A 24,440-nucleotide genomic window follows, 5' to 3' on the forward strand; every position below is an offset into this window, starting at 1 on the left:
TAACGTGAGGAGACAAGATGTGACGGCGCACGTGTCGAGGGGAACAGTCGCGAGGCGACGCAGTCGGACCATCGAATGGCCGTCACTCGCGCTTTCGGCGGCGATCTATGGCGGTTTCGCGGTCGTTACGTTTTTTCATCAACACATGCCGACGCTTCTGGTTGCCATGCTCGGATCAATCCTGGTCGCTTGGCACTCGTCGATGCAGCACGAATTCATCCACGGTCATCCGACCCCTTCGCGCAAGATCAATCGCTTGCTGGGCTTTGTCCCGTTGTCGCTCTGGCTTCCGTTCGAATCCTATCGCATGTCGCACCTCGTGCATCATTGCGACGACGCGCTGACCGATCCGCTCGACGACCCGGAAACCTATTATTGGACCGCGGAGCAGTGGGCCGCGATCGGGCCTATCGGACGCGCGATCGTTCACATCCATACGACGCTCGCGGGACGGCTTGTGATCGGTCCGGCTTGGAATATCGGCCGCTATCTCCTGTCCGAAGCCAAGCTCCTGGCCAAGGGCAACCGGGTCCACAAGCGGATCTGGGCCTGGCACGCGCTCGGCTGTGCGGCAGTGCTGTTCTGGGTCGTCGGCGTCTGCCACATGAATATCGCGTTCTACCTGTTCTGCGTCGTCTATCCCGGCACGGCGCTGTTGCTGTTGCGGTCCTTCGCCGAGCATCGGGCGGAGGAAGGCATCTTCGAGCGTACCGCAATCGTTGAAAATAGCTGGTTTTTTGGGCTGCTCTTCCTTTTCAACAACCTGCATGCCGCTCATCACGAGCGCCCGCTCATGCCATGGTATGAACTGCCGGGCTGGTACAAGATCAACCGCGACCGGTTGCTCGCCGCCAATGGCGGGCTGGTCTATGACGGCTATGGCGAGGTTGTCAGGCGTTTCCTCTTCACGCCGCATGACGTGAACGTGCACCCGTTCGACAAACCCTGATGCCGATCGGCCGGGCCGACCTCAAGCCCGACCGAAGCCGCTCCGTTTGAGCCGCATGATCGATCGGTCGAGTTCCTGCAGAAAGGTTGACCGATCCTTTGGCGAAAACGGCTTCGGGCCTCCCGTGATTTCGCCGGACGAGCGCAATTGGTCCATCAGATCTCGTGTGGCAAGCGCCATGCCGATCGAGGCTTCGGTGAATGGCTTGCCATAGGGTGCGATGACGCTGGCGCCGGTCTTCACGCAACGGGCCGCGAGCGGCACATCGGCCGTGATGACGATATCGCCGTGGATCGCCCGCTCGGCGATCCAATCATCGGCCGCGTCCGGGCCGCTCGCCACCACGACGCGGTGGATGAACAGGTCGCGCGGCACGGCGATCGGGCTGTTGGCCACGACATGCACGTCGAGGCCGTGTCGCTCCGCGACGCGATAGACTTCGGCCTTCACCGGGCAGGCATCGGCATCGACATAGATGACGATCGGTTTGGTCGAGGGCTCCGCGCTCATGCTTGGTGGACCGGTTCAGCCACCAACCGACGCGCCATGCCCAGCCTCGTGGAGCTTTCCCAGATCCAACCCGATCGCGACTTCCCGGGCGCGCCCGAGTTTGGTCATCAACCCGGCAAGATCGGGGCGACGGGTGAGATGACGCCGGTAAAGGTCGTTGGTGGCGGTTGTCAGGCGACCCGCGCGACCGAGGCGCCGGTCCGCGAAGGCAATCATCAGGTGGTTGGGCCATGCCTTGTCGCGAATGGAAAACACGCGCTCGACGATGCTTGCCTCGTCCTGGTCGGGAGAGGCCTGCGCCAGGATCATGATCATCGCGGCGGTCGAGCGGGAGATGCCGGCGTGGCAATGCACCAACAGATGCGCTTCGGGTGTTCCGCCATCGGCCGTAATCGCGCGCCCGAACGCCAGGATGCTATCCACGTCCGCCTCCGTCGGCAGCACCATGCCGGGCGTCGGATCGATGATGTCGTGGAAACGCAGAACCGTGCGGACATGCGAGGGCGGATAGGTCGTGAAATCGGGGTCCGGCCACTCGGGATCGAGGATCGACAGGACGTGCGTGACGTTTCGTGAGCGGTGACCCTCGATTTCGTCGAGTCCGCAAATGGTGAGAAGCGAGAGAGCATCGATAGCCATCCGGCTGTTTATCATGCCGGTCCTGCGATCGCCATCCGGCGCCTCAGGGAGAGGCCGCGACCTTGATCGGGAAGTCGAGTGTGAACACCGTTCCGGGCTGGGCCCGCGTCCAAGCGATCGCCGCGTGGAGATGTCGTGCCAGCGTCTCGACGAGCGTCGTCCCGAAAGTCGGGCCCACTGCCTTTTCGGTCGGAAGCCCCACGCCATCATCCGCGATCGTAATGAGGCATCGATCTCCCTTTGCGGCGAGCACGACCGTCAGGCTGCCATGCCGTCCGCTCGGGAAACCATGCTTGATCGCGTTGGTCAGAACCTCGTTGAGGATGAGCGCGACCGCCGCCGCCTGATCGGCGCCGATCACCACGGCATTCAAGCGTTGGTCGACGACGATGTCGCGGCGCCCGGAAGCCCCGAGGATCGTGTCGAGGAGCTCGTGGATGAAGTCGGCGAGATCGAACCGCGTCCGCTGTGACAATTCGTAGAGCCGCTTGTGAACGAGGCCAAGCGCATCGACCCGCTCCAGCATTTCCTGCAGCGTGCGTCGCAGCTCCGGGTCGGGGATGCTCATGGTTTGCAGCGTCAGCATGGCGCTGACCATCTGCAGGTTGTTCTTAGTTCGGTGATCGATTTCGGCCACCAGCAGATGCTGCACGTCGAGCGCGTTTTCGAGTTCACGATTGCGCGCCGTAAGGTCCTGCTCGGCCTGACGATCGGCCCGCTGCCGCTCGCGCGCCGCCGTCACGTCGGCCAGGGTTCCAACGAAAAGCGCGACTGCTCCGATGTCATCGAGCACAGGCGTGATCGACACCGCATTCCAGAAGGTCGTCCCGTCCTGGCGATAGTTCAGGATTACGGCCGACACGTCGCCTCGTGCTGCGACGCCTCGACGAAGATGCTCGACCGTTTCGGCGCTTGTCTCGGGTCCCTGGAGAAAGCGGCAGTTGCGACCGACGACATCGTGGCTCGCATAGCCCGTGAGTTGCAGAAAAGCGTCGTTGGCAAAGACGATGGGATTATCCGGAAGTGTCGGGTCGGTCATGATGATCGCGGTGCGGATCGACCTGAAGGCGGCCGCAAAGGCATCGTGCTGCCCACGCACGAGCGGCGCTTGTTCGGGGTGACGCAACGGAAGGTCCATGATCACGACCGTGCTCCCAGGCATTCTGTCGACACCCGCACGCGCGCTGGTGATCGGCGAGGACGCATTTGCAGTTCCGCCAAAGTGATCGGCTTCGTCTGAAAACCTTGTGGATTCGACCGGAGATCCGGCCGTCTTATTGATCGTCCTGAAGATCATAGGCACCGCGATCGACGCCTCCGCCCACCAGGATTTCCCGCTTCCCGGCATGATTGGCGGGTGCGACGACACCCTCCTGCTCCATGCGTTCGACGAGCGACGCGGCCTTGTTGTAACCCACCGACAAGCGACGCTGGATGTAGGAGGTCGAGCACTTCTTGTCGCGCAACACGATCGCGACCGCACGATCGTAGAGGTCGCCGGATTCCTCCGCATCCATCCCGCCCGGCAGCGCGCCACCGGCGGCGTCATCCTCTGTGCTGAGATCCGGCTCCTCGACCGTGACGTCGAGATAGTCTGGCTGACCTTGCGTTTTCAGATGCGCCACCACTTTTTCGACCTCGCCATCGCTGACGAAGGGGCCGTGCACGCGGCTGATCCGGCCGCCACCGGCCATGTAGAGCATGTCGCCCTGCCCGAGCAGTTGCTCGGCGCCCTGCTCGCCCAAGATGGTGCGCGAGTCGATCTTGGACGTGACCTGGAAGGAGATGCGGGTCGGGAAATTCGCCTTGATGGTGCCGGTGATGACGTCGACCGAGGGGCGTTGCGTCGCCATGATGAGATGGATGCCCGCCGCGCGCGCCATCTGAGCGAGCCGCTGGATCGCGCCTTCGATATCCTTGCCGGCCACCATCATCAGGTCGGCCATTTCGTCGACGATAACGACGATATAGGGCAGCACCGTCAGGTCCATCGCCTCCTGCTCGTAGATGGCCTCGCCGGTCTCCCGGTCGTAGCCCGTCTGCACCGTGCGGGTGATGACTTCGCCCTTGGTCTTGGCGTCGGCGACCCGGACGTTGAACCCGTCGATGTTGCGGACACCGACCTTGGACATCTTCTTGTAACGATCCTCCATCTCGCGCACGGCCCATTTCAGCGCCACGACGGCCTTTTTGGGATCGGTCACGACCGGGGTCAGGAGATGCGGGATGCCATCATAGACCGACAATTCCAGCATTTTGGGATCGACCATGATGAGGCGGCACTCTTCCGGTTTCAGCCGATAGAGCAGCGACAGGATCATGGTGTTGATCGCGACGGACTTGCCCGAGCCGGTGGTGCCGGCGACGAGCAGATGCGGCATCCGGGCCAGATCCACGATGACGGGTTCACCGCCGATCGTCTTGCCTAGCGCGATCGCCAGCTTGTGCTTGGACTCCTCGAAGTCGTGCTGACCCAGCAACTCCCGCAGATAGACCGTGTCGCGACGCTGGTTCGGCAATTCGATGCCGATGGCGTTGCGGCCCTGGACGACGGCGACACGGGCCGAAATGGCCGACATCGACCGGGCGATGTCGTCCGCTAGGCCGACCACGCGGGAGGATTTGATGCCAGGAGCGGGTTCGAGCTCATAAAGCGTCACCACCGGACCGGGCCGCACGTTGATGATCTCGCCGCGAATGCCGAAATCCTCGAGCACGCCTTCCAGAAGACGCGCGTTTTGCTCCAACGCATCTTCGGAAATGCGGTTGGCCGGCTGTGCCTTGGCTTCAGCGAGAATTCCGAGCGGCGGCAACTCATAGACGTCGCCCCGGCGCGAGGACGGACGCCCGGAAAAGCCGTCTGTCGAGCGGGATGGGCTCGCCATCGCCGGCTGAATGACGCGTGGCCCAGCAAGGCCGTTGCCCATACCGGGCATGGACGAGGGGACGGTGTCCGGCTTGCCTCGAGGGGGGCGCGGCGCTTGAGGCTGCGGGATGGCAGCGCGGGCCGGCGCGCCAAAGGTCGGCTCCACGCGAGATCGCGCCGCAGGCGGCACAGCAGCATCCTGATGAAGATCGGCGAACGGGCTGTCGTCAGGCTCGCGGCCGACCCAAGGTGCATAAGGCTCCGGGCCCCGATCGTCGGCATGCCGGCGGCGGCGAATGAACCGCAGCACGGCTGATTTCAAGGTCAGGCCCGCGTGGATGGCCGCCCCGAGCGACACCAGCGCGAAGCCGGGCTCGCCATCGCGATCCTCTTCGGCCGAGCGGGACTGGCGCGGTGCCGACACCCAATCGAAAGTGGAGGCCGGCTCGTCCTCTTCGACCTGCTTGTCCTTCAAGCCAAAGCCGGCCGAGGCCGTCAGGGTCAGGATGGCGATGCCGGCCAGAATCAGCGCGAGAATGATGAAGACAGGCTCGGAATGACCGAAGAGCCGGCGCGGCACGGCCAGAAGCGCGTCGCCCGCAACACCGCCGAGCCCGGTCGGCAGCGGCCAGCGGTCCGTCGCGGGCAGCAAGGACGCGAGCGCGGCCGCCGCTGCGGCTCCGGCGGTCAGCAGGCCAAAACGGAGCTTTAAACGATCGAGACGCTTGCGGACCAGAAGCCGCCAGCCCCAGCAGGCGATGGGAGTCAGGATGGCGATGACGGCAACGCCGACGAGTTGCATGATGAGATCGGCCGCAACCGCGCCAGGAGCGCCCATCAGATTATGGACAGCCGCGTCCGTCGCATGGTTCCAACTCGGGTCGCGAATCGACCAGGAGGCGAGCGACAGGCCGACCACGACGGTGCCGACCAACAGCGCCAGACCGACGACTTCAGCCGTCCGCCGCGCCAGAAAATCGCGGGCGGCGTCGGACAGATAGTCGGTTGGCGATAAGGTCGAGGTGCGCATGAACCCTTCCGAGCCGTGAGGCTGGCCTCTCCGGGAATCGCGCATGGCGGACCCCACTCGAACCCTAGTCCCGAATGGTTAACGACATCTGGAGATTGCTTAACGTTTATCGCCGGCGCCGAGGCGCGGATGCAAAAAAGGCGGCCCCGGTGGGACCGCCTTCCGTAAAGTCATCCAGAGAGGCGGTGACGCCAAACGGATCAGTAATTGTAGGCGCGCTCGCTATGCTCGGCGATGTCGAGACCTTCGCGCTCCTTATCGGGCGAAACCCGCAGACCGATCACGAGATCGACGAGCTTGTAGAGGATCGCCGAGCCGACGCCGGACCACACCAGAGTGGCCAGCACGGCTTTGCCCTGCGCAATCATCTGGGTGGCCATGTCGTAGGTGCCGGCATTGCCGTTGGCATAGTTGGTGTAGTCGGTCAGGCCCGTGCCACCGAAATACGGAGCCACGAGAATGCCGGTCATCAGCGCGCCGAAAATGCCGCCGATGCAATGCACGCCGAAAACGTCGAGCGCGTCGTCGTAGCCGAACCTGCTCTTCACGGTCGAGACGAAGAAGAGGCAGATCGGGCTGACCAACAGACCCAGAACCACTGAGCCCATGGGCCCGGCGAAACCGGAGGCCGGCGTGACCGCGACGAGACCCGCGACGGCACCAGATGCCATACCGAGCAGCGAGGGCTTTCCCTTGACGGCCCATTCGACGAACAACCAGGAGATGGTCGCGGCAGCGGTGGCCACCATCGTATTGACGAAGGCCAGGGCCGTCGTGCCGTTCGACTCGAGGTTCGAGCCAGCGTTGAAGCCGAACCAACCGACCCAGAGAAGCGAGGCGCCGATCATCGTCATGGTCAACGAGTGGGGCGGCATCGGTTCACGCGGGTAACCGATCCGCTTGCCGATGAAGAGCGCGCCGACGAGGCCGGCGATACCCGCGTCGATATGCACGACCGTGCCGCCGGCGAAATCGAGCGCGCCAGCCTGCGCCAGCCAGCCCGCATTGCTGGTGATGGCATCGAGCTTGACCTGAGCGGCTGCCTTCGCGGTTGCATCGGCACCAGCGGCCGCAACGGCCTTGGCCGCGTTGGCGACGTCATCGGGCGCCGCGACATACCAGACCCAATGGGCGATCGGGAAGTAGATGAACGTGACCCAGAGAATGATGAACACGACGAGCGCCGAGAATTTGATGCGCTCGGCGAAGGAGCCGATGATCAGCGCGGGCGTGATCATCGCGAAGGTCATCTGAAACACCATATAGGCGAGTTCCGGGATGACGACGCCGTTCGAGAAGGTCGCGACATTCGAGGACGGGGTCACGCCCATGAGGAAGACTTTGCTCATGCCGCCCACATAGGCGGTCATGCTGCCGCCGTCCGTGAAGGCTTCCGAGTAGCCCCAGAGCACCCAGATCACGCCGACCAGCGCCACGATCATCATGACCTGGCTGAGAACCGACAGCATGTTCTTGGTCCGCACCAACCCGCCGTAGAACAGCGCGAGGCCGGGAATCGACATCATCAGCACCAGAGCCGAGGATACAAGCATCCAGGCCGTATCGCCCTTATCGGGGGTCGGAGCCGCGGGGGGCGCGACCGGCTGCACGGTCGGGGTCTGTGCGTAGACAGCTCCCGCCGTGAGCAGGACCGCCAGAATACCCAGGCCGATGCTCGCTCGTTGTGGCGTTATCTTAGGCAAAAACTTCATTTCATGGCTCCAAATGGATAGGTCGCGACGGCGATCAGAGCGCGTCCGTGTCTTTTTCCCCGGTCCGGATGCGAACCGCTCTTTCGAGCGGGGTGACGAAGATCTTGCCGTCGCCGATCTGGCCGGTGCGGGCCGTCGCCGTGATGGCGTCGATCACGGTATCGAGCAGCTCGGCCGCGACCGCGACTTCGATCTTCAGCTTGGGCAGGAAGCTCACGGCATATTCGGCGCCGCGATAGATCTCGGTATGGCCCTTCTGCCGGCCATAGCCTTTGACCTCGGTCACGGTGAGCCCGTGGACGCCGACCGCCGTCAGCGCATCGCGGACTTCCTCAAGCTTGAAGGGCTTGATGATCGCCATCACAATCTTCATCTCGGCACATCCTTTCGCGCGACCCGGATCAATGATTCCAGCGTCGCATGGTCAGCCTCCTCGGCTTTTCAGGCGAGCAGCGTTGAACCCTGTCCTTCAAAGCGTGTGCCAAAGAGTTCCGTCAGCAAAAAACTTTATTTCGGACGCAAAAAAGGCCCCGATCGAGCGATCGGAGCCTCATTGGTTCATAAATGATGCATAAATATGCCTATAATTTGTGCGCCTAAACTAACCAGCTCGGACGCGAATGAGGCCCTCCTGCGCCACTGAGGCCACCAGGGTCCCCTCGCGCGTATAGATCAGCCCCCGCGTCAGGCCGCGTGCTCCGGATGAGCTCGGGCTATCTTGTGCATAAAGCAGCCACTGATCCGCCCTGAAGGCCCGATGAAACCAAAGCGAATGATCGAGGCTGGCGACTTGCAGCCCGCCATCGAAGAGCGAACGATTGTGAACCACAAGCGATGTGTCGAGCAGCGTCATATCAGACAGATAGGCCAAAAACGCTCGGTGGATCGATGGATCGTCGGGCAGCGGGTGTGAAGCCCTCATCCAGATATGTTGCTTTGGCGAGCGGGGTTCGGCGTCCGCCACCGGCAGGTATCGGCTGAGATCGACCGGCCGGAGTTCGACCGGCCGTTCGCGGTCGAAATAGCGCTTGATGCCCTCCGGCAGGGTCGACGGATTCAGCGCCATGATGTCGGCCTCGCTCGGAAGCGACTCCGGCGGGGGAACGTCAGGCATCTCGATCTGATGGTCGAGCCCGGGCTCCTCCACCTGGAACGAGGCCGAGAGCGAGAAGATCGGGCGCCCATGCTGGATCGCGACGCATTGGCGAGTCGAAAAGCTTTTGCCATCGCGCAGACGATCGACCTCGAAGATGATGGGGGCCGCGGGGTCACCGGGCAGGATGAAATAGCCGTGGAGCGAATGTGGCGGCCGATCCGGCACGGTTCGAGCCGCCGCCACCATGGCCTGGGCGATCACGAGACCGCCGAAAATGCGTTGCCACCCGATCTGCGGGCTTCTTCCGCGAAAGATATTCTCCTCGATCTGCTCGAGTTCGAGGATCGCAAGAAGATCGGTTACCGAGAAAGCCATTGCGTCTCATCCAGCATCAATTGCGCCTGTTCGGCCCGGCCGCATGACGCTCGGGCTTTTCGGCTGGCGGCCTATCTCTGCACGTCGAGCTCGGCCTCTGCCAACAAAACCTCATCCTGGGCGTGATGTCGTCGATGGCTTGAGCGACAGCGATCGCCGAGTGATCTCGATGACGGCGTTGGACCATGCCGCATCCACCTCTCTCGATCGGTCGTCATCAACAAGGCCGGAGGGGCGAAACGCGCCTGACACGCGTGCTTGCATCACCGCTGTGGCAGGGCGGCATTGCGTAAGCCGGTCGAGATGCCTACATGCGAGCATGAAAGAGCTAAAGCCGACGCTCGTGCGATACGTTGTACTGGGTCGAGCAATCGCGTAAGAGGGGGTTGTTGGGTCGGTTGAGCTGATTTGCCGTTTGACCGCCATACGGCCACTCGGATGAACGAAATCTTTGCCTGCGCGAAAGCCAGACGGGATTTTTAAGCACAGGAGCCCCGGCCGCCCCATGGATTTCCTCAAGCCACGGTTGATCCCCATGAACCGCCGTCGTCGCATTTACGAGGGCAAGGCGAAAGTCCTCTACGAAGGACCCGAGCCTGGAACCCTCATCCAACATTTCAAAGACGATGCAACAGCGTTCAACGCCAAGAAACATCAGGTCATCGACGGCAAGGGCGTGCTGAACAATCGGATTTCCGAGTTCATTTTCCAGCACCTAAACAACATCGGCGTTCCGACCCATTTCATCCGCCGGCTCAACATGCGCGAGCAGTTGATCAAGGAAGTGGAGATCATCCCGCTCGAGGTTGTGGTCCGTAACGTTGCGGCAGGCTCGCTCGCGACACGCCTTGGCATCGAGGAAGGCACGCAACTGCCGCGTTCAATCATCGAGTTCTATTACAAGAACGATGCTCTCAACGATCCCATGGTCTCCGAGGAGCATATCACGGCCTTTGGTTGGGCCAGTCCGCAGGAGATCGACGACATCATGGCGTTGGCGATCCGCGTCAACGACTTCCTGTCCGGCCTCTTTCTCGGCGTCGGTATCCGTCTTATCGACTTCAAGATGGAAACGGGTCGCCTCTGGGAAGGTGATATGATGCGGATCGTGGTCGCGGATGAGATCTCTCCCGACTCATGCCGCCTGTGGGACATCAAGTCGAACGACAAGATGGATAAAGACCGTTTCCGTCGCGATCTCGGCGGCCTCGTCGAGGCCTATACGGAAGTCGCGCGTCGTCTCGGCATCATGCAGGAGAGCGAAGCGGCTCGTCCCGCAGGACCCCAACTGGTTCAGTAAACGTCAGGCACGCGCCTCACCGTCGCACAAAACAAAAGCGCCATGGCCTTCGGCCATAGCGCTTTTGTTTTTATCGAGCGTCTCACTTGCCGAGCGTCGGTAAGCCGAGCGCGCTAGTTCTGCCGCGCCACCATCATGTTCTTGATTTCGGAGATCGCCTTGGCGGGGTTCAACCCTTTCGGGCAAGCCTTGGCGCAGTTCATGATCGTGTGGCAGCGATACAGACGAAATGGATCCTCGAGCGTATCAAGCCGAGACCCTGTGGCTTCATCGCGGCTGTCGATCAACCAGCGGTAAGCCTGCAGCAGCGCCGCCGGGCCGAGATAGCGATCGCCGTTCCACCAGTAGCTCGGGCAAGATGTCGAGCAGCAGGCGCAGAGGATGCACTCGTAAAGGCCGTCGAGCTTATGACGTGCCTGCGGCGACTGGATCCACTCCTTCTCGGGCTCCGGCGAGGTGGTGTGAAGCCATGGCTCGATGAGGGCATGCTGCGCGTAAAAGCGCGTCAGATCGGGGACAAGATCCTTCAGCACCTCCATATGCGGCAACGGATAGAGCTTCACGGCTCCCTTCACCTCGTCCATGCCCTTGGTGCAGGCGAGCGTGTTGGTGCCATCAATATTCATGGCGCACGAGCCGCAGATTCCCTCACGACAGGAGCGGCGGAACGTCAGCGTCGCATCGACCTTCGATTTGATCCAGATCAGCCCGTCGAGCACCATGGGGCCACAGGTTTCAAGGTCGACGAAATAGGTGTCGATGCGCGGGTTGCTGTCATCATCCGGATCCCAGCGATAGACACGGAACTCCTTCGTCCGCGTCGCCCCGGCGGGTTTCGGCCATACCTTACCGGCCTGGACCCGGGAGTTTTTCGGAAGCGCTAGTTCGACCATCGACTTCGACTCTTCGGTAAATTGGCTCTTGATGAAAGCCTCGGGCCTAGCCCGATCGTGCAAGTGGCGGAGGCGGACGGCGCAGCCTCGGTGTGGGACCTCGGCGGCGCTAGTAGACGCGCGCTTTCGGCTCCACATACTGAACGTCGTTGGTCATCGTGTAGGTGTGGACGGGCCGATAATCGATCGTCACCTTTTGGCTGCGCTCGTCGAGCCAAGCCAGCGTGTGCTTCATCCAGGTCTTGTCGTCGCGATTCGGGTGATCCTCGCGTGCATGGGCACCGCGCGACTCCGTCCGGTTCAATGCGCTGTCCATGGTGACGACGGCTTGGGCGATCAGGTTGTCATATTCCAGCGTCTCGATCAGGTCCGTGTTCCAGATCAGCGAGCGATCGGTCGTCCCGATATTGGCCGAGAGGCTCCACACGTCGTGGATCATCTTCGAGCCTTCCTCGAGGATTTCGCCGGTGCGGAACACCGCGCAATTATTCTGCATGGTCTTTTGCATGCTGAGCCGCAGATCCGCCGTCGGCTGCGCGCCCTTGGCGTAGCGCATGCGATCGAGCCGCGAGAGCGCCAGATCGGCGCTATCCTTCGGCAGTTCCATCTGCTTTTCGCCAGGTGTGACGAGCTCGGCAGCGCGCTGACCCGCGGCGCGACCGAAGACGACAAGATCGATCAGCGAATTCGATCCAAGCCGGTTGGCGCCATGAACCGACACGCAGGCCGCTTCGCCGATCGCCATCAGGCCCGGCACAACGGTATCCGGGTCGCCGCCAACCTTGGTCAGCACCTCGCCGTGATAGTTCGTGGGAATACCACCCATGTTGTAATGAACGGTTGGCAGCACCGGGATCGGCTCTTTGGTGACATCGACGCCAGCGAAGATCTTGGCGCTTTCGGAAATACCCGGCAGCCGCTCGGCCAGGATCTTCGGATCGAGATGGTCGAGATGCAGGAAGATGTGATCCTTCTCGCGGCCGACGCCTCGGCCATCACGGATTTCCATCGTCATGGCGCGCGAAACAACATCGCGCGAGGCAAGATCCTTCGCGGAGGGCGCATAACGCTCCATGAAGCGCTCACCTTCGGAATTTGTGAGATAGCCGCCTTCGCCGCGTGACCCTTCCGTGATGAGGCACCCTGCCCCATAGATGCCGGTCGGGTGAAATTGCACGAATTCCATATCCTGCAGCGGCAGGCCCGCGCGCAGCACCATCGCATTCCCATCACCCGTGCAGGTATGCGCCGAGGTGGCCGAGAAATAGGCGCGCCCGTAGCCACCCGTCGCCAGCACTACGAGATTGGCACGGAAGCGATGCATCGTGCCATCGTCGAGTTTCAGCGCCACGACGCCGACGCAGCGACCCTCATTCATGATGAGGTCGATGGCGAAATATTCAATGAAGAATTCCGTCTTGGCCCGCAGCGCCTGCCCGTAGAGCGTGTGCAAAATGGCGTGCCCGGTGCGGTCGGCGGCCGCACAGGTGCGCTGCGCCGTGCCCTTGCCATAGTCCGTCGTCATGCCGCCAAACGGGCGCTGGTAGATCTTGCCTTCCTGAGTGCGGGAGAAAGGCACGCCCCAATGTTCAAGCTCGTAAACGGCGGCTGGGGCATTGCGGCAGAGATATTCGATCGCGTCCTGGTCGCCGAGCCAATCCGAGCCCTTCACCGTATCGTACATGTGCCAGCGCCAGTCGTCCGGCCCCATATTGCCGAGCGATGCCGAGATGCCGCCTTGCGCCGCGACGGTATGCGACCGGGTCGGGAAAACCTTGGTGATGCAGGCGGTGCGAAGCCCGGCGCGGGCGCAACCGACGGTGGCGCGGAGCCCAGCCCCACCGGCACCGACAACGATCACATCGAAGGTGTGGTCGGTTATCGCATAAGCCGGCGCGGTGGACGAGGTGCCCGTGCTCGCAGTTCCATTGGTCGCCATGACGTTTCGTCCTCGTGCCTGCATCCACAATGGCCGCTTAGGCCAGCACAGGTCTGATCGGTTGATTGTTAAAAGTCGCTCGCGTTCAGGTGAAGCTCAGGCGCAGCACGGCGTAGACACAGGTCAAGCCGACCGCGACCGAGAAGAACATGTTGGCCGCAAGCGCCCAATCCTTGCTCTGTTCACCGTGGATATAGTCCTCGATGATCGTCCGCATACCCAACTGCATGTGGTAGATGCCCGTCCCGATAAAAAGAAGCATCAGAATGGCCGGAAACGGCTGCGACAAGGTTGCATGAACCTCGGCATAGGGCCGGCCGACCAGCGAGAGCACAAGAAAAACGAAGCCGATCGTCAGCGGCAGCAGCGCCAGAGAGGTCAGCCGCATATGCCAAAGCCAGCCGGTGCCGGAGCGCGCCGCTCCGAGATGCCGAACCCGGCTCAGGTCGGATCTCATTGTATCTGTGTCGTTGCGCATGGTTGGTCCTCTCAGCGCAGGAAGTAGGAGACGGCCCAGACCACGATCGTCAGCACGATGCCCCCGATCAGCGTCGCTTGAGCAAGCCACTCGCGTTCCGGATGATCCATTCCGTAGCCGGCGTCCCAGACGAAATGGCGCACACCGCCGAGCAGGTGATGAAACAGGGCCCAGGTGAATCCAAACAGGATCACTTGCCCAACAATGGAATCAAGGAACCAGGCAGCCGTCGCGAATGACCGAGCGTCCGACGCGGCGGCGATGAGGAACCAGGCCAGCACAAGCGTTCCGGCGTAAAGCGCAATACCGGTAATGCGATGCATGATCGACATCATCATGGTCAGCATCGGCGTATAGATTTGCAGATGAGGAGAAAGAGGCCGCCTGGCCCGCAGAGCTTCGGCTTGGGACGTCGTTTCGGCCATCAGGTTCCATTTCCGTCTCGTGCCGCGGCATCCCTTGCTGGTGTGGGACGACGCTCGATCCGCACGGGTCGCGCTACGCTGTCGAAGGCACGACCTATAACGATCCTGCTTTGCTGTTGGTAGTATAGAACAACACGAAACTAGGACAACAGGCGCGCTGGCGACGCAGGGTTGCGCTTGCCGCAGCAAGACACGAGAGGGGCCTAGCCACACGCGCCATTGTGGTGTATCGAGCAACCAGATTTTCTTGGCTGCCGATGCGTGGGCACGGCGGCCTATTCATACGTGGAGAGTACCAATGGCCGTTCCGAAGCGCAAAACATCGCCTATGAAGCGCGGCTTTCGCCGTTCGGCGGATGCGCTCGCTGCTCCGACCTACATCGCCGACAAGGATTCGGGCGAATTGCGTCGTCCCCATCATGTCGACCTGAAGAGCGGCATGTATCGCGGCCGTCAGGTGCTCACCCCCAAGAAGACCGCCGACGCCGAGTAAGGCCGGCGCCGATCAGCGTGCCGATGAGAGTGGTGTGACGCGGGCACTTGGCCCGCGCCATGCGGCGAGGAGCGCGCCTGCAACGATGAGCGCGCAGGCGATCCACAGCGCCAGGGTCGGATGAGCGTAGCCCGCGCCGACCAGCAGCAGCGTGGATAAGACGGGTGCCGCATAGGACGCCACGCCGAGCAGGCGAATGTCGCCGTGCTTGACCCCATGATCCCAGACATAAAACGCGAGGCCGACCGGCCCAAGTCCAAGCCCGACAAGTGCAAACGCCTGCGCGCTTGTATCGGGCCACACGGTCGTCTCCACAGTGACATGACACAGCAGCGCCAACGCAGCCGTTGCGATGCAGAAGCCGGCAACCGCCTCGGTCGGGACGGCTTTGAGGCGACGCGACGCAACCGAATAGACAGACCACACCAGAGCGCAAAGCAGCGCGAAGCCGTAGCCAAGCATAAAATGAGGGTCGGGTCGAAAGCCGCCCTCCTGGCCGAGGATCAGCAGCGCGACGCCACCAAAACCGAGAAGCGCTCCCAGCCAATGCTTTGGTCGCAACCGCTCGCCCGGCAGGGTCGCTGACAGCAGGACGATGAGCAGCGGCCAGAGATAGGCGATCAGCCCCGCCTGCGCGGGTGGCGCCAGCCGCAGCGCCGCGAAATAAAGCGCATGATAGCCGAACAACCCGCCAACGCCGACGGCCCAGACCCGCAGTGGCTGGCGAAGCGCGCGCAAGCGTCCCCGTGCGGCCGCGAGGACCAGACCGGCAGCGCCGCCGATCGCAAATGTCATGGCGGCGAGTTCAAAGGGCGGGATGCGGCCCGATGCGGTCGTGAGCAGCGCGAGGCTCGACCACAGGAGGATCGCGACCGAGCCCACAAGGGTCGCGCGCGCGATCTGGGCCATGCCGTCGCGGTGAGGAGGCGTCAACACAGATCTCCCGAGCGAGGACGATCCCAGGGTCTTACGACGAGGTCGTCATGCCACGCCAGAGCGCCGCATCGGTCAGGCGGAACCTTCCACGAGGCGCTGGCCGAGGTAGCTATCCTCATGTTCGACGCCCGGCATGACGAAGAAATAACCGCCGCCGACCGGCTTGATATATTCCTCCAGCGGCTCGCCATCGAGCCGGCGCTGAACCGTGATGAAGCCGGCCTCGAGATCGGCCTGAAAGCTCACGAACAAGAGGCCCATGTCGAGTTGGCCGGCGTTGGTCATGCCACGCGAGTAGTTGAACGGCCGACGGAGAATCAGGTTCTTGTCTGTCTCCGGCGTCCGCGGATTTGCGAGCCGGATATGCGCGTCGACCGGGATGCGGAGGCCCTGCGGGTCCGATGCATAATCCGGCGTGTCGCGCTCGTTCACCATGCCAAGCGGCGCCCCGGTCGCTTTCTCCCGGCCGATGATCGTCTGCTGTTCGCCCAGCGGCGTCCGGTCCCACCGCTCAACCAGGGTGCGGATCAAACGGACCACCTGATAGGTGCCGTTCTTCGCCCAGGCCGGTTCCACATGCTGGTCACCCGTCCAGACGATGCGATCCATCAAGGTCTCGTCATGCGCATCGAGGTTGGCGGTGCCATCCTTGAAGCCGAGCATGTTGCGAACCGTGTCTTTGCCGAGGGTCTTGAGCGTATGAGGCGGCAAGAAGCCTTCCATCTTCCAGCGCAGCGCCAAAAGATCGGGGAAGGATTTCAGGATGTCGCGCAGGGCATGAATATTGGTTTCGGCTGTGTTCGAGCAGATTTGCAGCAAGAGGTCGCCGTGACATTGCTCGGCCACCAGCGCGTCGTTGGGAAACCGCGTCATCGTCACGAGGTGCTTGGGTTTCTCGGCCGCCAGCCCGAACCGCTCGTCGAACAACGAGGCACCGACCGCCACCGTGATGGTGATGTTGTCCGGGTAGACATCCGGGCCCATCAGCCCTGAGTCGGGCGGCGGAAGGCCGATCGCGGCGGTCGCGGCCGGGCCGCCGCGCATCAGGAAGGCGATACGCTTCGTCAAATTTTTGAGTAGCCGCTGCAGGTCCGGCCTCGTCGTCCCGAGCACGTCGAAGGCGACGATCAATGCGGCGGCCGGCTGTGCCGTAACGACACCGGACTGCCGCGGACCGTAGAAAGGCTGGCGGTCACGCGTCCCGTCATTGTCGACGACCGGCGCGGTCTCGACCGGGGTCGGCGCGGCCTTTGCGGCTCCGATCCCCAAGGCCGTTCCGGCCGCACCAAGACCCAGCAGCATTCGGCGCCGGCCCAGAGAGGGGCCGCCCGCCGTCGCGTCATGTCCGGTTACGGATGCGAACCCGAAGGGGCAAGTTCCTGCAGGCCGGTCCACCATCATCGTCGCCTTAGTTGATGCCGAGCTTACCGCGGAGGGTCGATAGATCCTCGGCCAGGGTCGTGACCGGGCCTTTGAGACCGTTGCGATCCTGTTCAGTCAGCTTCTCGTAGCTTTCGAAGCCGGTGGTGCCGACCTTATACTTGGCCAGCACCGCATCGACCTTGGCGAAATTCTCGCGCACACGCGCATCGAGAGCCGGATCTTGCTTTTCGACGAGCGGACGCAGCAGATCGACGATCTTCTGCGCGCCATCGATGTTGGCGGAAAAGTCCCATAGATCGGTGCGGCTGTAGCGATCTTCTTCGCCGCTGATCTTGGTGGCGGCCACTTCCTCGACGAGGCCGGCGGCGCCGCCCACCATCGCCTTCGGCGTGATCACGAGCCCATCGACCCGCTTCTGCAGATCGAGCACGTCGCTCAACAGCTTGTCGGCGAGCACGTCGAGCCCCTTGGTGGTGCCATCCGCAAAAATGGCCTTTTCGATCCGGTGAAAGCCGGTAAAGGCCGGGTCCGCCGCCTTTTTCTCGAAATCATCCTCACGCACGTCGATCGCCGTATCGAGGTCGCTGAACAGTTCCGCAACCGGCTCGATCCGCTCGTAATGCAGACGCGCGGGCGCATAAGCCGCCTTTGCCTCCTCGAGATTGCCGGCCTTGATGGCCGCCACGAAAATCCGGGTCTTGTCGACCAAGGCCGTCACTTCGCTGGTCACATAGACCTTATATTGAGCGATCGGGCCGACGAGGTCCATGGGCGAGGGCGGAGCGATCGGCGCATCGCTCACCGCCACCTTCAGGATCCCCTTGGGGTTACTGAGCAGCCCGCAGGTCATCTGATAGTCGCCCGGATCGAGCGTCGTGGTCAGCGTCTGCACAAAGCCGGGGACGATATTCTCGCGTTCTTCGACCACCATGACGCCCTTGAGGATCTCCCACTCGAGGCGGCGCTGGCTGTCATTCTTGATCTTGAACACGGTCTTACCCGGGGCGACCGACACGGATGCGGGCGAGCAACCGGTGTTCGAGACCGTGATGGTGATCGGGTCCATCGTTCCGGCTTCGAACGCGGCGGCCTGCACGGCCCCGCCGATCAGAGCCACCACTGCGGCGGAACCGAGCAGAAGCGCGGTGATCCGGGGATGCGCGATCGAGACGAGACGGGTCATGTGGATAAACCTCAAGCGGGTCGAGAGAAATCAGGAGGCCCGAATCGCGCCGGCACCGGCCGGCTTGCGAACGGGGGTCGCGAAGAAGAAGAACAAGGCGGGGATCAGGAAAGCGACATAGAGCGCGAGCGCCCCGACCGTGGGGGCCTCCTGATAGCCGAGGAAGCCGCCGAGGATCGTGCCGAGCACCGAATCGGCCGGCAATATGCCGCTGAGGTCGAAGGCTTGCTGCTGCAAACCGTTCCAGAGACCAGCTTCGTGGAAGGATTGCAGGCCATTGGCCAAAAGCCCGGCCGCCACGAAGATGATGAACACACCCGTCCAGCGGAAGAACCGCCGCAGATCCAGCTTCACCCCGCCGATATAGATCGCGCAGCCGATCGCGGTTGCGGTCGCAAGGCCGAGCACGGCGCCGACCGGCACTCCCAAGCCGACGCTCTGCTGAAAAGTCGCGAGCAGAAAAAAGACCGACTCCAGGCCCTCACGGCCGACGGCGAAGAAGGCCATCGCGACGAGTGCATAACCCTGCCGGTCACCCGGCTTCAAAGCGGCGTCGATCGAATCGTGTAATTCGGCCTTGATCGAACGCGATGCCTTTTTCATCCAGAACACCATCGAGGTCAGGATGCAGGTCGCCACGACCGCAACGGCACCTTCGAACATCTCCTGCTGCTTTTGCGGAAACTCGGCACTGGTGGCGTTCAAGATGAGGCCGAGCGCAAGACAGAGAACCACCGCAAGCGCGACGCCCGTCCAGACCGCCGGCATGAAGCGCCCACGGCCCGTTTGGCGCAGATAGCTGGCCACGATCCCAACAATCAGCGCGGCTTCGACACCCTCACGGAGCATGATCAGATAGGCAACAAGCACGGCCCAGCCTTCATTGTCGACGATACACGTCACGGGCGAACCTCGCCCGTCTTTGATCATCGTGGCTTAGAGCACGAGAAAATCCGATACAAGATAATCTTGCCGACTGCTTAAAAAAAACAACCGATATTGGAATGCTTTAAAACAACTCTATTGTAGATCGGAACTATTCTTAACTGCAGTTTTGAAACGTTCTCAAATTGTTACGTCCACGACACGCCGCATGGCCGGTTCAGCGTCGGTCGGCTGCATCACGCGCACGGCGATGATCCCGCGTCGTCGCGGTGCCCGCGTGGAAGTCGGCAGGTTTGGTCTTGATCCAGGCGAGGAACTCGGCCAGGGCGGGGTCTCGCTTCAGCGCCTCGATATCGGAGAAACGACGCGCGAGATCAGCCTCCGTATAGCGGGCGTGGATCGCGCTATGACAGATCTGGTGCAAAAGAACGGTGCTGCCCTTAGCGCCGCCCTTCAGTTTGGGAACGAGATGATGCTTGCTGGACCGCGCCTCCGGCGGGATCGGTCGGTCGCATAAAGGGCAAATCGGATCGAGCGGTCCATCGGATGCGGGTTCTTGCTCGATACCACGGTCGTGCAGATCGAAGCGAAGGCGTTTGGATGCCATCCGACGTGCCGCTCGGCAGCCGTCGCGGGCGTCAGCTCACGGCTTCTTCCCGTCGGCGTTGAACTGCTTCAAATAGGCCACGATATTGTTGATATCGCTTTCCTTGGTAAGACCCGCGAACGACATCTTGGTGCCCGGGACCTTGGCCTTTGGATCCTTGATGTAGTCGCGGAAGGTCGCCTCGTCCCAGGTCAGGCCCGAATTCTTGTTGGCGTCCGAATAATTATAGCCAGCCACCGACCCGGAATGTCGGCCGATCACGCCATTCAGTTCCGGCCCGACGCTGTTGTGCGCATTCTCGCCGATCTGATGACAGGCGCGGCATTTGACGAAAACTTTTTCGCCGAGCGCAGGATCGCCGGCCGCAGGAGCGACGACCGCCGGCGCATCCTCCGCCCGGACCGATGGACTTGCCAAAAAGCAGAGCGACAGGGTTACGACGGTGAGGAGGAGCTTGGTCATACCGGGTCCATTCAATGCGAGGTCGAGCGCAGCCCCGACCGAAACGAAAGCGTCACACCGCGGGCCGCCTCGGCGACGTCTGGTTCCCAACAGGACCGATCGCCAATTGGTCCAGCACGGCAGCTCCTGCCATGCGCGACGTCAACGAATGCGGGCGGCTTTCTCGACGAACGAGATGACTTCGAGCGGCTTCCAAGGTTTCGGCATGAATTGCGCGTTCTTCGGTAAGCGATAGGGGCGCTCCAGAGCAACGCCCGAGGTGACGCAGATCGCGATCGACGGCCACCGGACAGCCACGAAGGCCGCGAGTTCGATTCCGTTCAGCGGACCCTTGAGGCGGACGTCCGAGAACATCGCCGCGACATCGTCCGAATGCTCTTTGAGATAGTCGAGGGCCGCGTCGACGGAATCGACAGCCACGGCGGGCAAGCCGGTTTCCTCGATCATCTCCAAGGCCATGTCGGCCAGAAGCGAATCGTCCTCGACAATCAGCACGACGGAAGGCTGCCCCATTTGATCGCCCTTCTGTCCCCGGCAAGCCATGCTCAATCATGTCCCTTACCGAGTAAACCACGACATCGTAAATAATCGATCCATCCACAAGCGTTTGCCGCTGCGATGAATTCTCTCGGTCGTCTGCACCATGCCGGCCCATCCGCCTGTCGCGAATGGTCGAGCAACTCTCGGCGATAATCGATCGTCACCGATTGCCACGCCGGAAATTTTCTGCATCTTTCGATACGGGTAAAGGCCGACAAATCCAAGCCCTTCCTGAGCGGTTCAGCAGGGGCTGCGTCAAACGTGTCGGCCGACAAAACGGACGCCCGTCTGCGGAGACGCGCCACCTTAGTTGCCGATCATCTTCGGCATCAGCATGTCCGAACCATGTTGATCGCCGACATTCGCCGGCAGCTTCACACGACCGGCAGAGCCTCGCTTTAGCATCATGACCCACTTTGACCCAGGCAAGTGAACTTCGAATGAACACAAGCGCTTGTGCGAACATCGGATCTGCTTCGTATCGACCGAGAGCGAATGCGTTGTGACGCACGGGAATTGCGTTTCGGACCCAAAACTGGCAGAAACCATGCCTGTCGATGCCGTCCGGTGTCGCGCCGCTTTCGCATAATCCCGACAAGACCTCGACGACAAGACGCGACGCCTGCCCGACGCCTCATCGCGACCGATGGCTCGCCCTGCCTTTTCGGCTCACTCGACCACGGAGATCGCATATGAATTGGAATGGCATGCCTTCGGTACTGACGCGCCTCGCCCTTGTCGCGGGTGTCACGTTCGGTGCCGGATTCGCGGTATCGGCGCAGAGCGTCAAAGAGGGTCCTTTCGGCGGCCTGAGCGGCCAGTGGAGCGGAACCGGCACCATCGCCGTCTCGAACGGCTCGAACGAGCGCATCCGCTGCCGGTCGAGCTACTCGGTGACACCGAGCGGCGAAGCCCTTCACCAGGAACTGCGCTGCGCCAGCGACAGCTATAAATTCGAAGTGACCAGCAATGTGCTGGCAGACGCGAATGGCTCGCTGTCTGGCACCTGGACCGAGAACACCCGCCAGGTAACCGGTGCGGTGACGGGTCGCGTGACCCCGGGCCAAATCCAGACCTCAGTCAATGGATCAGCCTTCTCGGCCACCCTTCTGGTGTCGACCAAGGGCGGCAAGCAGGCCGTCTCGATCCATCCGCAGGGCACCGATATCAAGTCGATCGACATCGAAATGCGCCGCAGCTGACAGGCGTTCGCGCGTCGAAGCAAGACGGGCACCGCCAACCGGCGGTGCCTTTTTTTATGCGTGAACTACGGCCATGAAAGCAAAACGCTAGGGGAGCGGCTCCGGCTGCGGCTCGATCATCTGCTTTGGCAGGTTCTTGTGGAATAGGCGCTGCAGCACCGTGATGGTGGGACGCAGGATCAACAAATCCGCCACCAGCGCCATCAGCATCGCAAAGGCACTCAGCCAGCCGAAGAGGCGCAGCGAGGGCAGATCGGAAAAGACCGTGACGGCGAGCCCGCAGGCAAGCACGACGGAAGTCAGGATCAAGGCCGGCCCGACCAGGATCGTGGCCCGCATGACGCCGATGGCGGGATCTTCGCCTGGCTGTTCCTCGAGCCGCAGCCGGTTGAGAAAGTGGATCGTGGCGCTGAGGCCCAGGCCGAACGACACCGTTAGGGCGACGACGCTGACGAATTGCAGCCCCTCGCCCAGGAACCACAGCAAAGCCCCCGACATCACGACCGGGAAGATGCCCGGGAGGATACTGGCCAACAGAACCGTGAACGAGCGGAACGCGAGGCCGATGAAACAGGCCACGAACAGAAACTCGACCGTGAGCCCGAGGTTGAGCTTACCGATCATCTCGGAGCTGTTGCGCGCCGCGATGGCCGAGAGCCCGGTGACCGCGATCTCAAACCCCGGATTAGCGCTTCGCACCACGTCGAGCTGCTTGTTCAGATCGCCGATGACCGGAAGCAACTGACTTGCGTCCTTATCCGGGATGCGTCCCGACACGACGACCGCATCCTGATTCTGATCGATGAAGCGCCGAACGAGATGGTTCGGCAGGAGATCGACATATTCTTTGAGGGTCGTCGTGTCGGACTTGCCCTCTTTCTCGACGAGCCAGCGGCGTAGCGTCTCGAGCGACCAGACATTGCCGAGCCCGGCCGTCTTTTCCATGATCGTATGGACCGAGGCGATCACGTTCAGGGTCTTGGGATCGTAAAGATCGGCACCCTTGGGAAACTCGATCAGGATATCGAGCGGATTGGCGCCTGTCAGTTTGGCGTCGAGCTGGCCGCTGGCCGCAACGGCCTGCTGCTTGTCGGGCACCTGATCGGCGAGCCGATAGCGCGGCTGCAGATTTGCGTAGAGCAGCCCAAGGCCAATCACGATCGCGATGCTGATGAGGCTGTAGAGGCCCGGATGCGAAACCATCCGGGTCGCGATGTAAGAGCAGAAACGGCGCAGCGCGTCCACGCCCGTGTCGGCGCCCTTGAACTTCGCCGCGAACGTCTCCTCCTTGCGGACGAGAAGAACGCCAAACAGCGGCACCAGGGTCAGCACCGCCACGAGGGCGATGACGGTCGAGATCAGGCCCGCTTCACCGAAAGTTCGGATCAGGTCCGAGTCGGTGAACTGCAGCGCGATGAACGACAAAGCCGCCGTCATATGCGTGAGGACGCAAGCCGGGCCGACCACCAGAACGGCGTTGCGGAAGGCCGTGAACTTGTCTTCGCCCGCGATCAGCCGGTCGCGTGCCGCGAAGGTGAGCTGCATCGAATCCGAAAAGCTGATCACCATGATGAGCGGCGTCATGATGTTCAGGAACATGTTGAGGCGGAAATCCAGCCAACCCAACACGCCGAGCGAGAACAGGATCGCGAGCAGCGGCGGCCCAGCCGCGATGATCATGAAAGACACACGGCGGAAGAACAGAATGGCGATGAGGCAGCCGGCCGCGAAGCCGATCGCGTTATAGACCAGCCTGTCGCGCTCGACGGCGTTGCGGATTTCGAGCTGCATGACCGGCACACCGGACAATTCGGCCTTGAGCCCGGAATTGCCGAGATCCTCGACCATCACCTTGCGGAGATTGGCCACCACGTCGTTCAGCTTGTTGCTGCCGACGACCTTGGGATCCAGCGCCAAGACGACGAGCGCGAGTTGACCATCCTCCGAGAGGAGTTTGCCGCGGATAATCTCGTTGCTGCGAACCTGGTCGATCAGTTGATCGTAGGCGGCGCCCTCAGGAAGCTCCTCGGGGAACAGCGCCGCCGGCACCTCGCCATTCTCCGGCTTCTGGCGGGCCGAGAACATCGAGATCAAGGCCCGTGTGCCGTCCACCAGTTGCAGGTCGGTCACGAGATCGCGAAGCTTCTGGATCGAGTCGCGCTTGAGAAGGTCCTTGCCGGTCACCACCACCAGCGCATCGAACTCGTTCGACGGGAAGCGTTGAGTGACGTCCTCATATTGTTTGAATTCGGGGCTGTTGGAGCGAAACAACTGGCTCAGCGAGTCATCGACCTTGAGCCGCTCGACGCCGAAGCCCGCCGCAACCGCGAGCAGGATCAAGAGCAGCATCGAGATCACGCGGAACCGCATCGGCCCGAGACCGATCCGCTCGATCCCGAAGGCGAGTTTGGATCGGGCCACAGAGCCGTGTCCTGGTAACGGTTTCGCTTTAGTATCCACGCCGGAAAACCTCATGCAGTCGCCGAACTCGTGCCGAGGCTGCACATTCAATATGCATCGGCGCCGCAGCCCGCAGA

General features: G+C 62.2%; 23 protein-coding genes. 4 read left to right on the top strand and 19 right to left on the bottom strand.

Annotated features, from left to right (window positions below):
* The first annotated feature begins 145 nt into the window (after window positions 1-145).
* A complete protein-coding gene (locus LGH83_RS11095; protein WP_227398735.1) occupies window positions 146-949 on the top strand; it encodes a fatty acid desaturase in 804 nt (267 codons plus the stop codon).
* Window positions 950-970: 21 nt separating this feature from the next.
* Here LGH83_RS11095 and LGH83_RS11100 read toward each other — a convergent pair whose 3' ends face one another.
* The 7 genes from LGH83_RS11100 to tesB all read right to left on the bottom strand — a co-directional run bounded on the left by LGH83_RS11100 (window position 971) and on the right by tesB (window position 9,177).
* Window positions 971-1,459 carry a YaiI/YqxD family protein gene (locus LGH83_RS11100; protein WP_227398736.1) on the bottom strand — a complete coding sequence of 163 codons (489 nt, stop codon included), beginning with the start codon at window positions 1,457-1,459 and terminating at the stop codon, window positions 971-973.
* 15 nt (window positions 1,460-1,474) lie between these two features.
* A complete protein-coding gene (locus tag LGH83_RS11105) occupies window positions 1,475-2,098 on the bottom strand; it encodes a tyrosine phosphatase family protein (protein WP_227398737.1) in 624 nt (207 codons plus the stop codon).
* A 43-nt stretch (window positions 2,099-2,141) separates the two neighbouring features.
* Window positions 2,142-3,236 (bottom strand): sensor histidine kinase, encoded by a 1,095-nt coding sequence (locus LGH83_RS11110; protein ID WP_227398738.1) that lies wholly within the window; start codon window positions 3,234-3,236, stop codon window positions 2,142-2,144.
* 136 nt (window positions 3,237-3,372) lie between these two features.
* On the bottom strand, window positions 3,373-5,994 hold the full coding sequence (locus tag LGH83_RS11115; protein ID WP_227398739.1) for a DNA translocase FtsK: 2,622 nt from the start codon (window positions 5,992-5,994) through the stop codon (window positions 3,373-3,375).
* 200 nt (window positions 5,995-6,194) lie between these two features.
* Window positions 6,195-7,706, bottom strand: a complete 1,512-nt coding sequence (locus LGH83_RS11120) for an ammonium transporter (RefSeq protein WP_227398740.1) — start codon at window positions 7,704-7,706, stop codon at window positions 6,195-6,197.
* A 34-nt stretch (window positions 7,707-7,740) separates the two neighbouring features.
* Entirely contained in the window at window positions 7,741-8,079 is a 339-nt protein-coding gene (locus tag LGH83_RS11125) for a P-II family nitrogen regulator (RefSeq protein WP_131113749.1), read from the bottom strand.
* 228 nt (window positions 8,080-8,307) lie between these two features.
* Entirely contained in the window at window positions 8,308-9,177 is an 870-nt protein-coding gene (gene tesB, locus LGH83_RS11130; protein ID WP_227398741.1) for an acyl-CoA thioesterase II, read from the bottom strand.
* Between the two features lie 505 nt (window positions 9,178-9,682).
* Here tesB and purC point away from each other — a divergent pair.
* Window positions 9,683-10,477, top strand: coding sequence for a phosphoribosylaminoimidazolesuccinocarboxamide synthase (gene purC, locus LGH83_RS11135; RefSeq protein ID WP_131113751.1), 795 nt, complete (start codon window positions 9,683-9,685; stop codon window positions 10,475-10,477).
* Between the two features lie 113 nt (window positions 10,478-10,590).
* Here purC and LGH83_RS11140 read toward each other — a convergent pair whose 3' ends face one another.
* From LGH83_RS11140 to sdhC, 4 genes are all read right to left on the bottom strand, one after another.
* Complete coding sequence (locus LGH83_RS11140) at window positions 10,591-11,370, bottom strand: succinate dehydrogenase iron-sulfur subunit (protein ID WP_131113752.1); 780 nt, start codon at window positions 11,368-11,370, stop codon at window positions 10,591-10,593.
* 109 nt (window positions 11,371-11,479) lie between these two features.
* The gene (gene sdhA, locus LGH83_RS11145; RefSeq protein WP_131113753.1) at window positions 11,480-13,309 is read right to left on the bottom strand and encodes a succinate dehydrogenase flavoprotein subunit; all 1,830 of its coding nucleotides are present in this window, start codon (window positions 13,307-13,309) and stop codon (window positions 11,480-11,482) included.
* An 85-nt stretch (window positions 13,310-13,394) separates the two neighbouring features.
* Complete coding sequence (gene sdhD, locus LGH83_RS11150) at window positions 13,395-13,766, bottom strand: succinate dehydrogenase, hydrophobic membrane anchor protein (RefSeq protein WP_227398742.1); 372 nt, start codon at window positions 13,764-13,766, stop codon at window positions 13,395-13,397.
* Between the two features lie 32 nt (window positions 13,767-13,798).
* Window positions 13,799-14,212: a succinate dehydrogenase, cytochrome b556 subunit gene (sdhC, locus tag LGH83_RS11155; RefSeq protein WP_227398743.1), complete on the bottom strand. Its 414-nt coding sequence runs from the start codon at window positions 14,210-14,212 to the stop codon at window positions 13,799-13,801.
* A gap of 298 nt (window positions 14,213-14,510) precedes the next feature.
* Here sdhC and rpmF point away from each other — a divergent pair, with 298 nt between their 5' ends.
* Entirely contained in the window at window positions 14,511-14,705 is a 195-nt protein-coding gene (rpmF, locus tag LGH83_RS11160) for a 50S ribosomal protein L32 (protein WP_131113756.1), read from the top strand.
* Window positions 14,706-14,717: 12 nt separating this feature from the next.
* Here rpmF and LGH83_RS11165 read toward each other — a convergent pair whose 3' ends face one another.
* The 7 genes from LGH83_RS11165 to LGH83_RS11195 form a co-directional block, all read right to left on the bottom strand.
* A complete protein-coding gene (locus LGH83_RS11165; RefSeq protein WP_227401812.1) occupies window positions 14,718-15,614 on the bottom strand; it encodes a DMT family transporter in 897 nt (298 codons plus the stop codon).
* Window positions 15,615-15,713: 99 nt separating this feature from the next.
* Window positions 15,714-16,943 (bottom strand): iron uptake transporter deferrochelatase/peroxidase subunit, encoded by a 1,230-nt coding sequence (efeB, locus tag LGH83_RS11170; protein WP_264478889.1) that lies wholly within the window; start codon window positions 16,941-16,943, stop codon window positions 15,714-15,716.
* A gap of 106 nt (window positions 16,944-17,049) precedes the next feature.
* Window positions 17,050-18,207: an iron uptake system protein EfeO gene (gene efeO / locus LGH83_RS11175; RefSeq protein ID WP_227398744.1), complete on the bottom strand. Its 1,158-nt coding sequence runs from the start codon at window positions 18,205-18,207 to the stop codon at window positions 17,050-17,052.
* A 30-nt stretch (window positions 18,208-18,237) separates the two neighbouring features.
* A complete protein-coding gene (efeU, locus tag LGH83_RS11180; RefSeq protein ID WP_227401814.1) occupies window positions 18,238-19,077 on the bottom strand; it encodes an iron uptake transporter permease EfeU in 840 nt (279 codons plus the stop codon).
* A 232-nt stretch (window positions 19,078-19,309) separates the two neighbouring features.
* Window positions 19,310-19,699 carry an HNH endonuclease gene (locus LGH83_RS11185; RefSeq protein ID WP_227398745.1) on the bottom strand — a complete coding sequence of 130 codons (390 nt, stop codon included), beginning with the start codon at window positions 19,697-19,699 and terminating at the stop codon, window positions 19,310-19,312.
* 36 nt (window positions 19,700-19,735) lie between these two features.
* Window positions 19,736-20,161 (bottom strand): c-type cytochrome, encoded by a 426-nt coding sequence (locus tag LGH83_RS11190; protein WP_227398746.1) that lies wholly within the window; start codon window positions 20,159-20,161, stop codon window positions 19,736-19,738.
* 141 nt (window positions 20,162-20,302) lie between these two features.
* Window positions 20,303-20,674: a response regulator gene (locus LGH83_RS11195; protein WP_165491026.1), complete on the bottom strand. Its 372-nt coding sequence runs from the start codon at window positions 20,672-20,674 to the stop codon at window positions 20,303-20,305.
* A gap of 719 nt (window positions 20,675-21,393) precedes the next feature.
* Here LGH83_RS11195 and LGH83_RS11200 point away from each other — a divergent pair.
* Window positions 21,394-21,903 (top strand): hypothetical protein, encoded by a 510-nt coding sequence (locus LGH83_RS11200; protein WP_227398747.1) that lies wholly within the window; start codon window positions 21,394-21,396, stop codon window positions 21,901-21,903.
* A gap of 87 nt (window positions 21,904-21,990) precedes the next feature.
* Here the strand turns inward: LGH83_RS11200 and LGH83_RS11205 are convergent, their stop codons facing one another.
* A complete protein-coding gene (locus LGH83_RS11205) occupies window positions 21,991-24,273 on the bottom strand; it encodes an efflux RND transporter permease subunit (RefSeq protein ID WP_227401815.1) in 2,283 nt (760 codons plus the stop codon).
* Window positions 24,274-24,440: the final 167 nt, after the last annotated feature.

It is taken from the genome of Lichenihabitans sp. PAMC28606, from assembly GCF_020616535.1.
Taxonomy (GTDB): domain Bacteria; phylum Pseudomonadota; class Alphaproteobacteria; order Rhizobiales; family Beijerinckiaceae; genus Lichenihabitans; species Lichenihabitans psoromatis.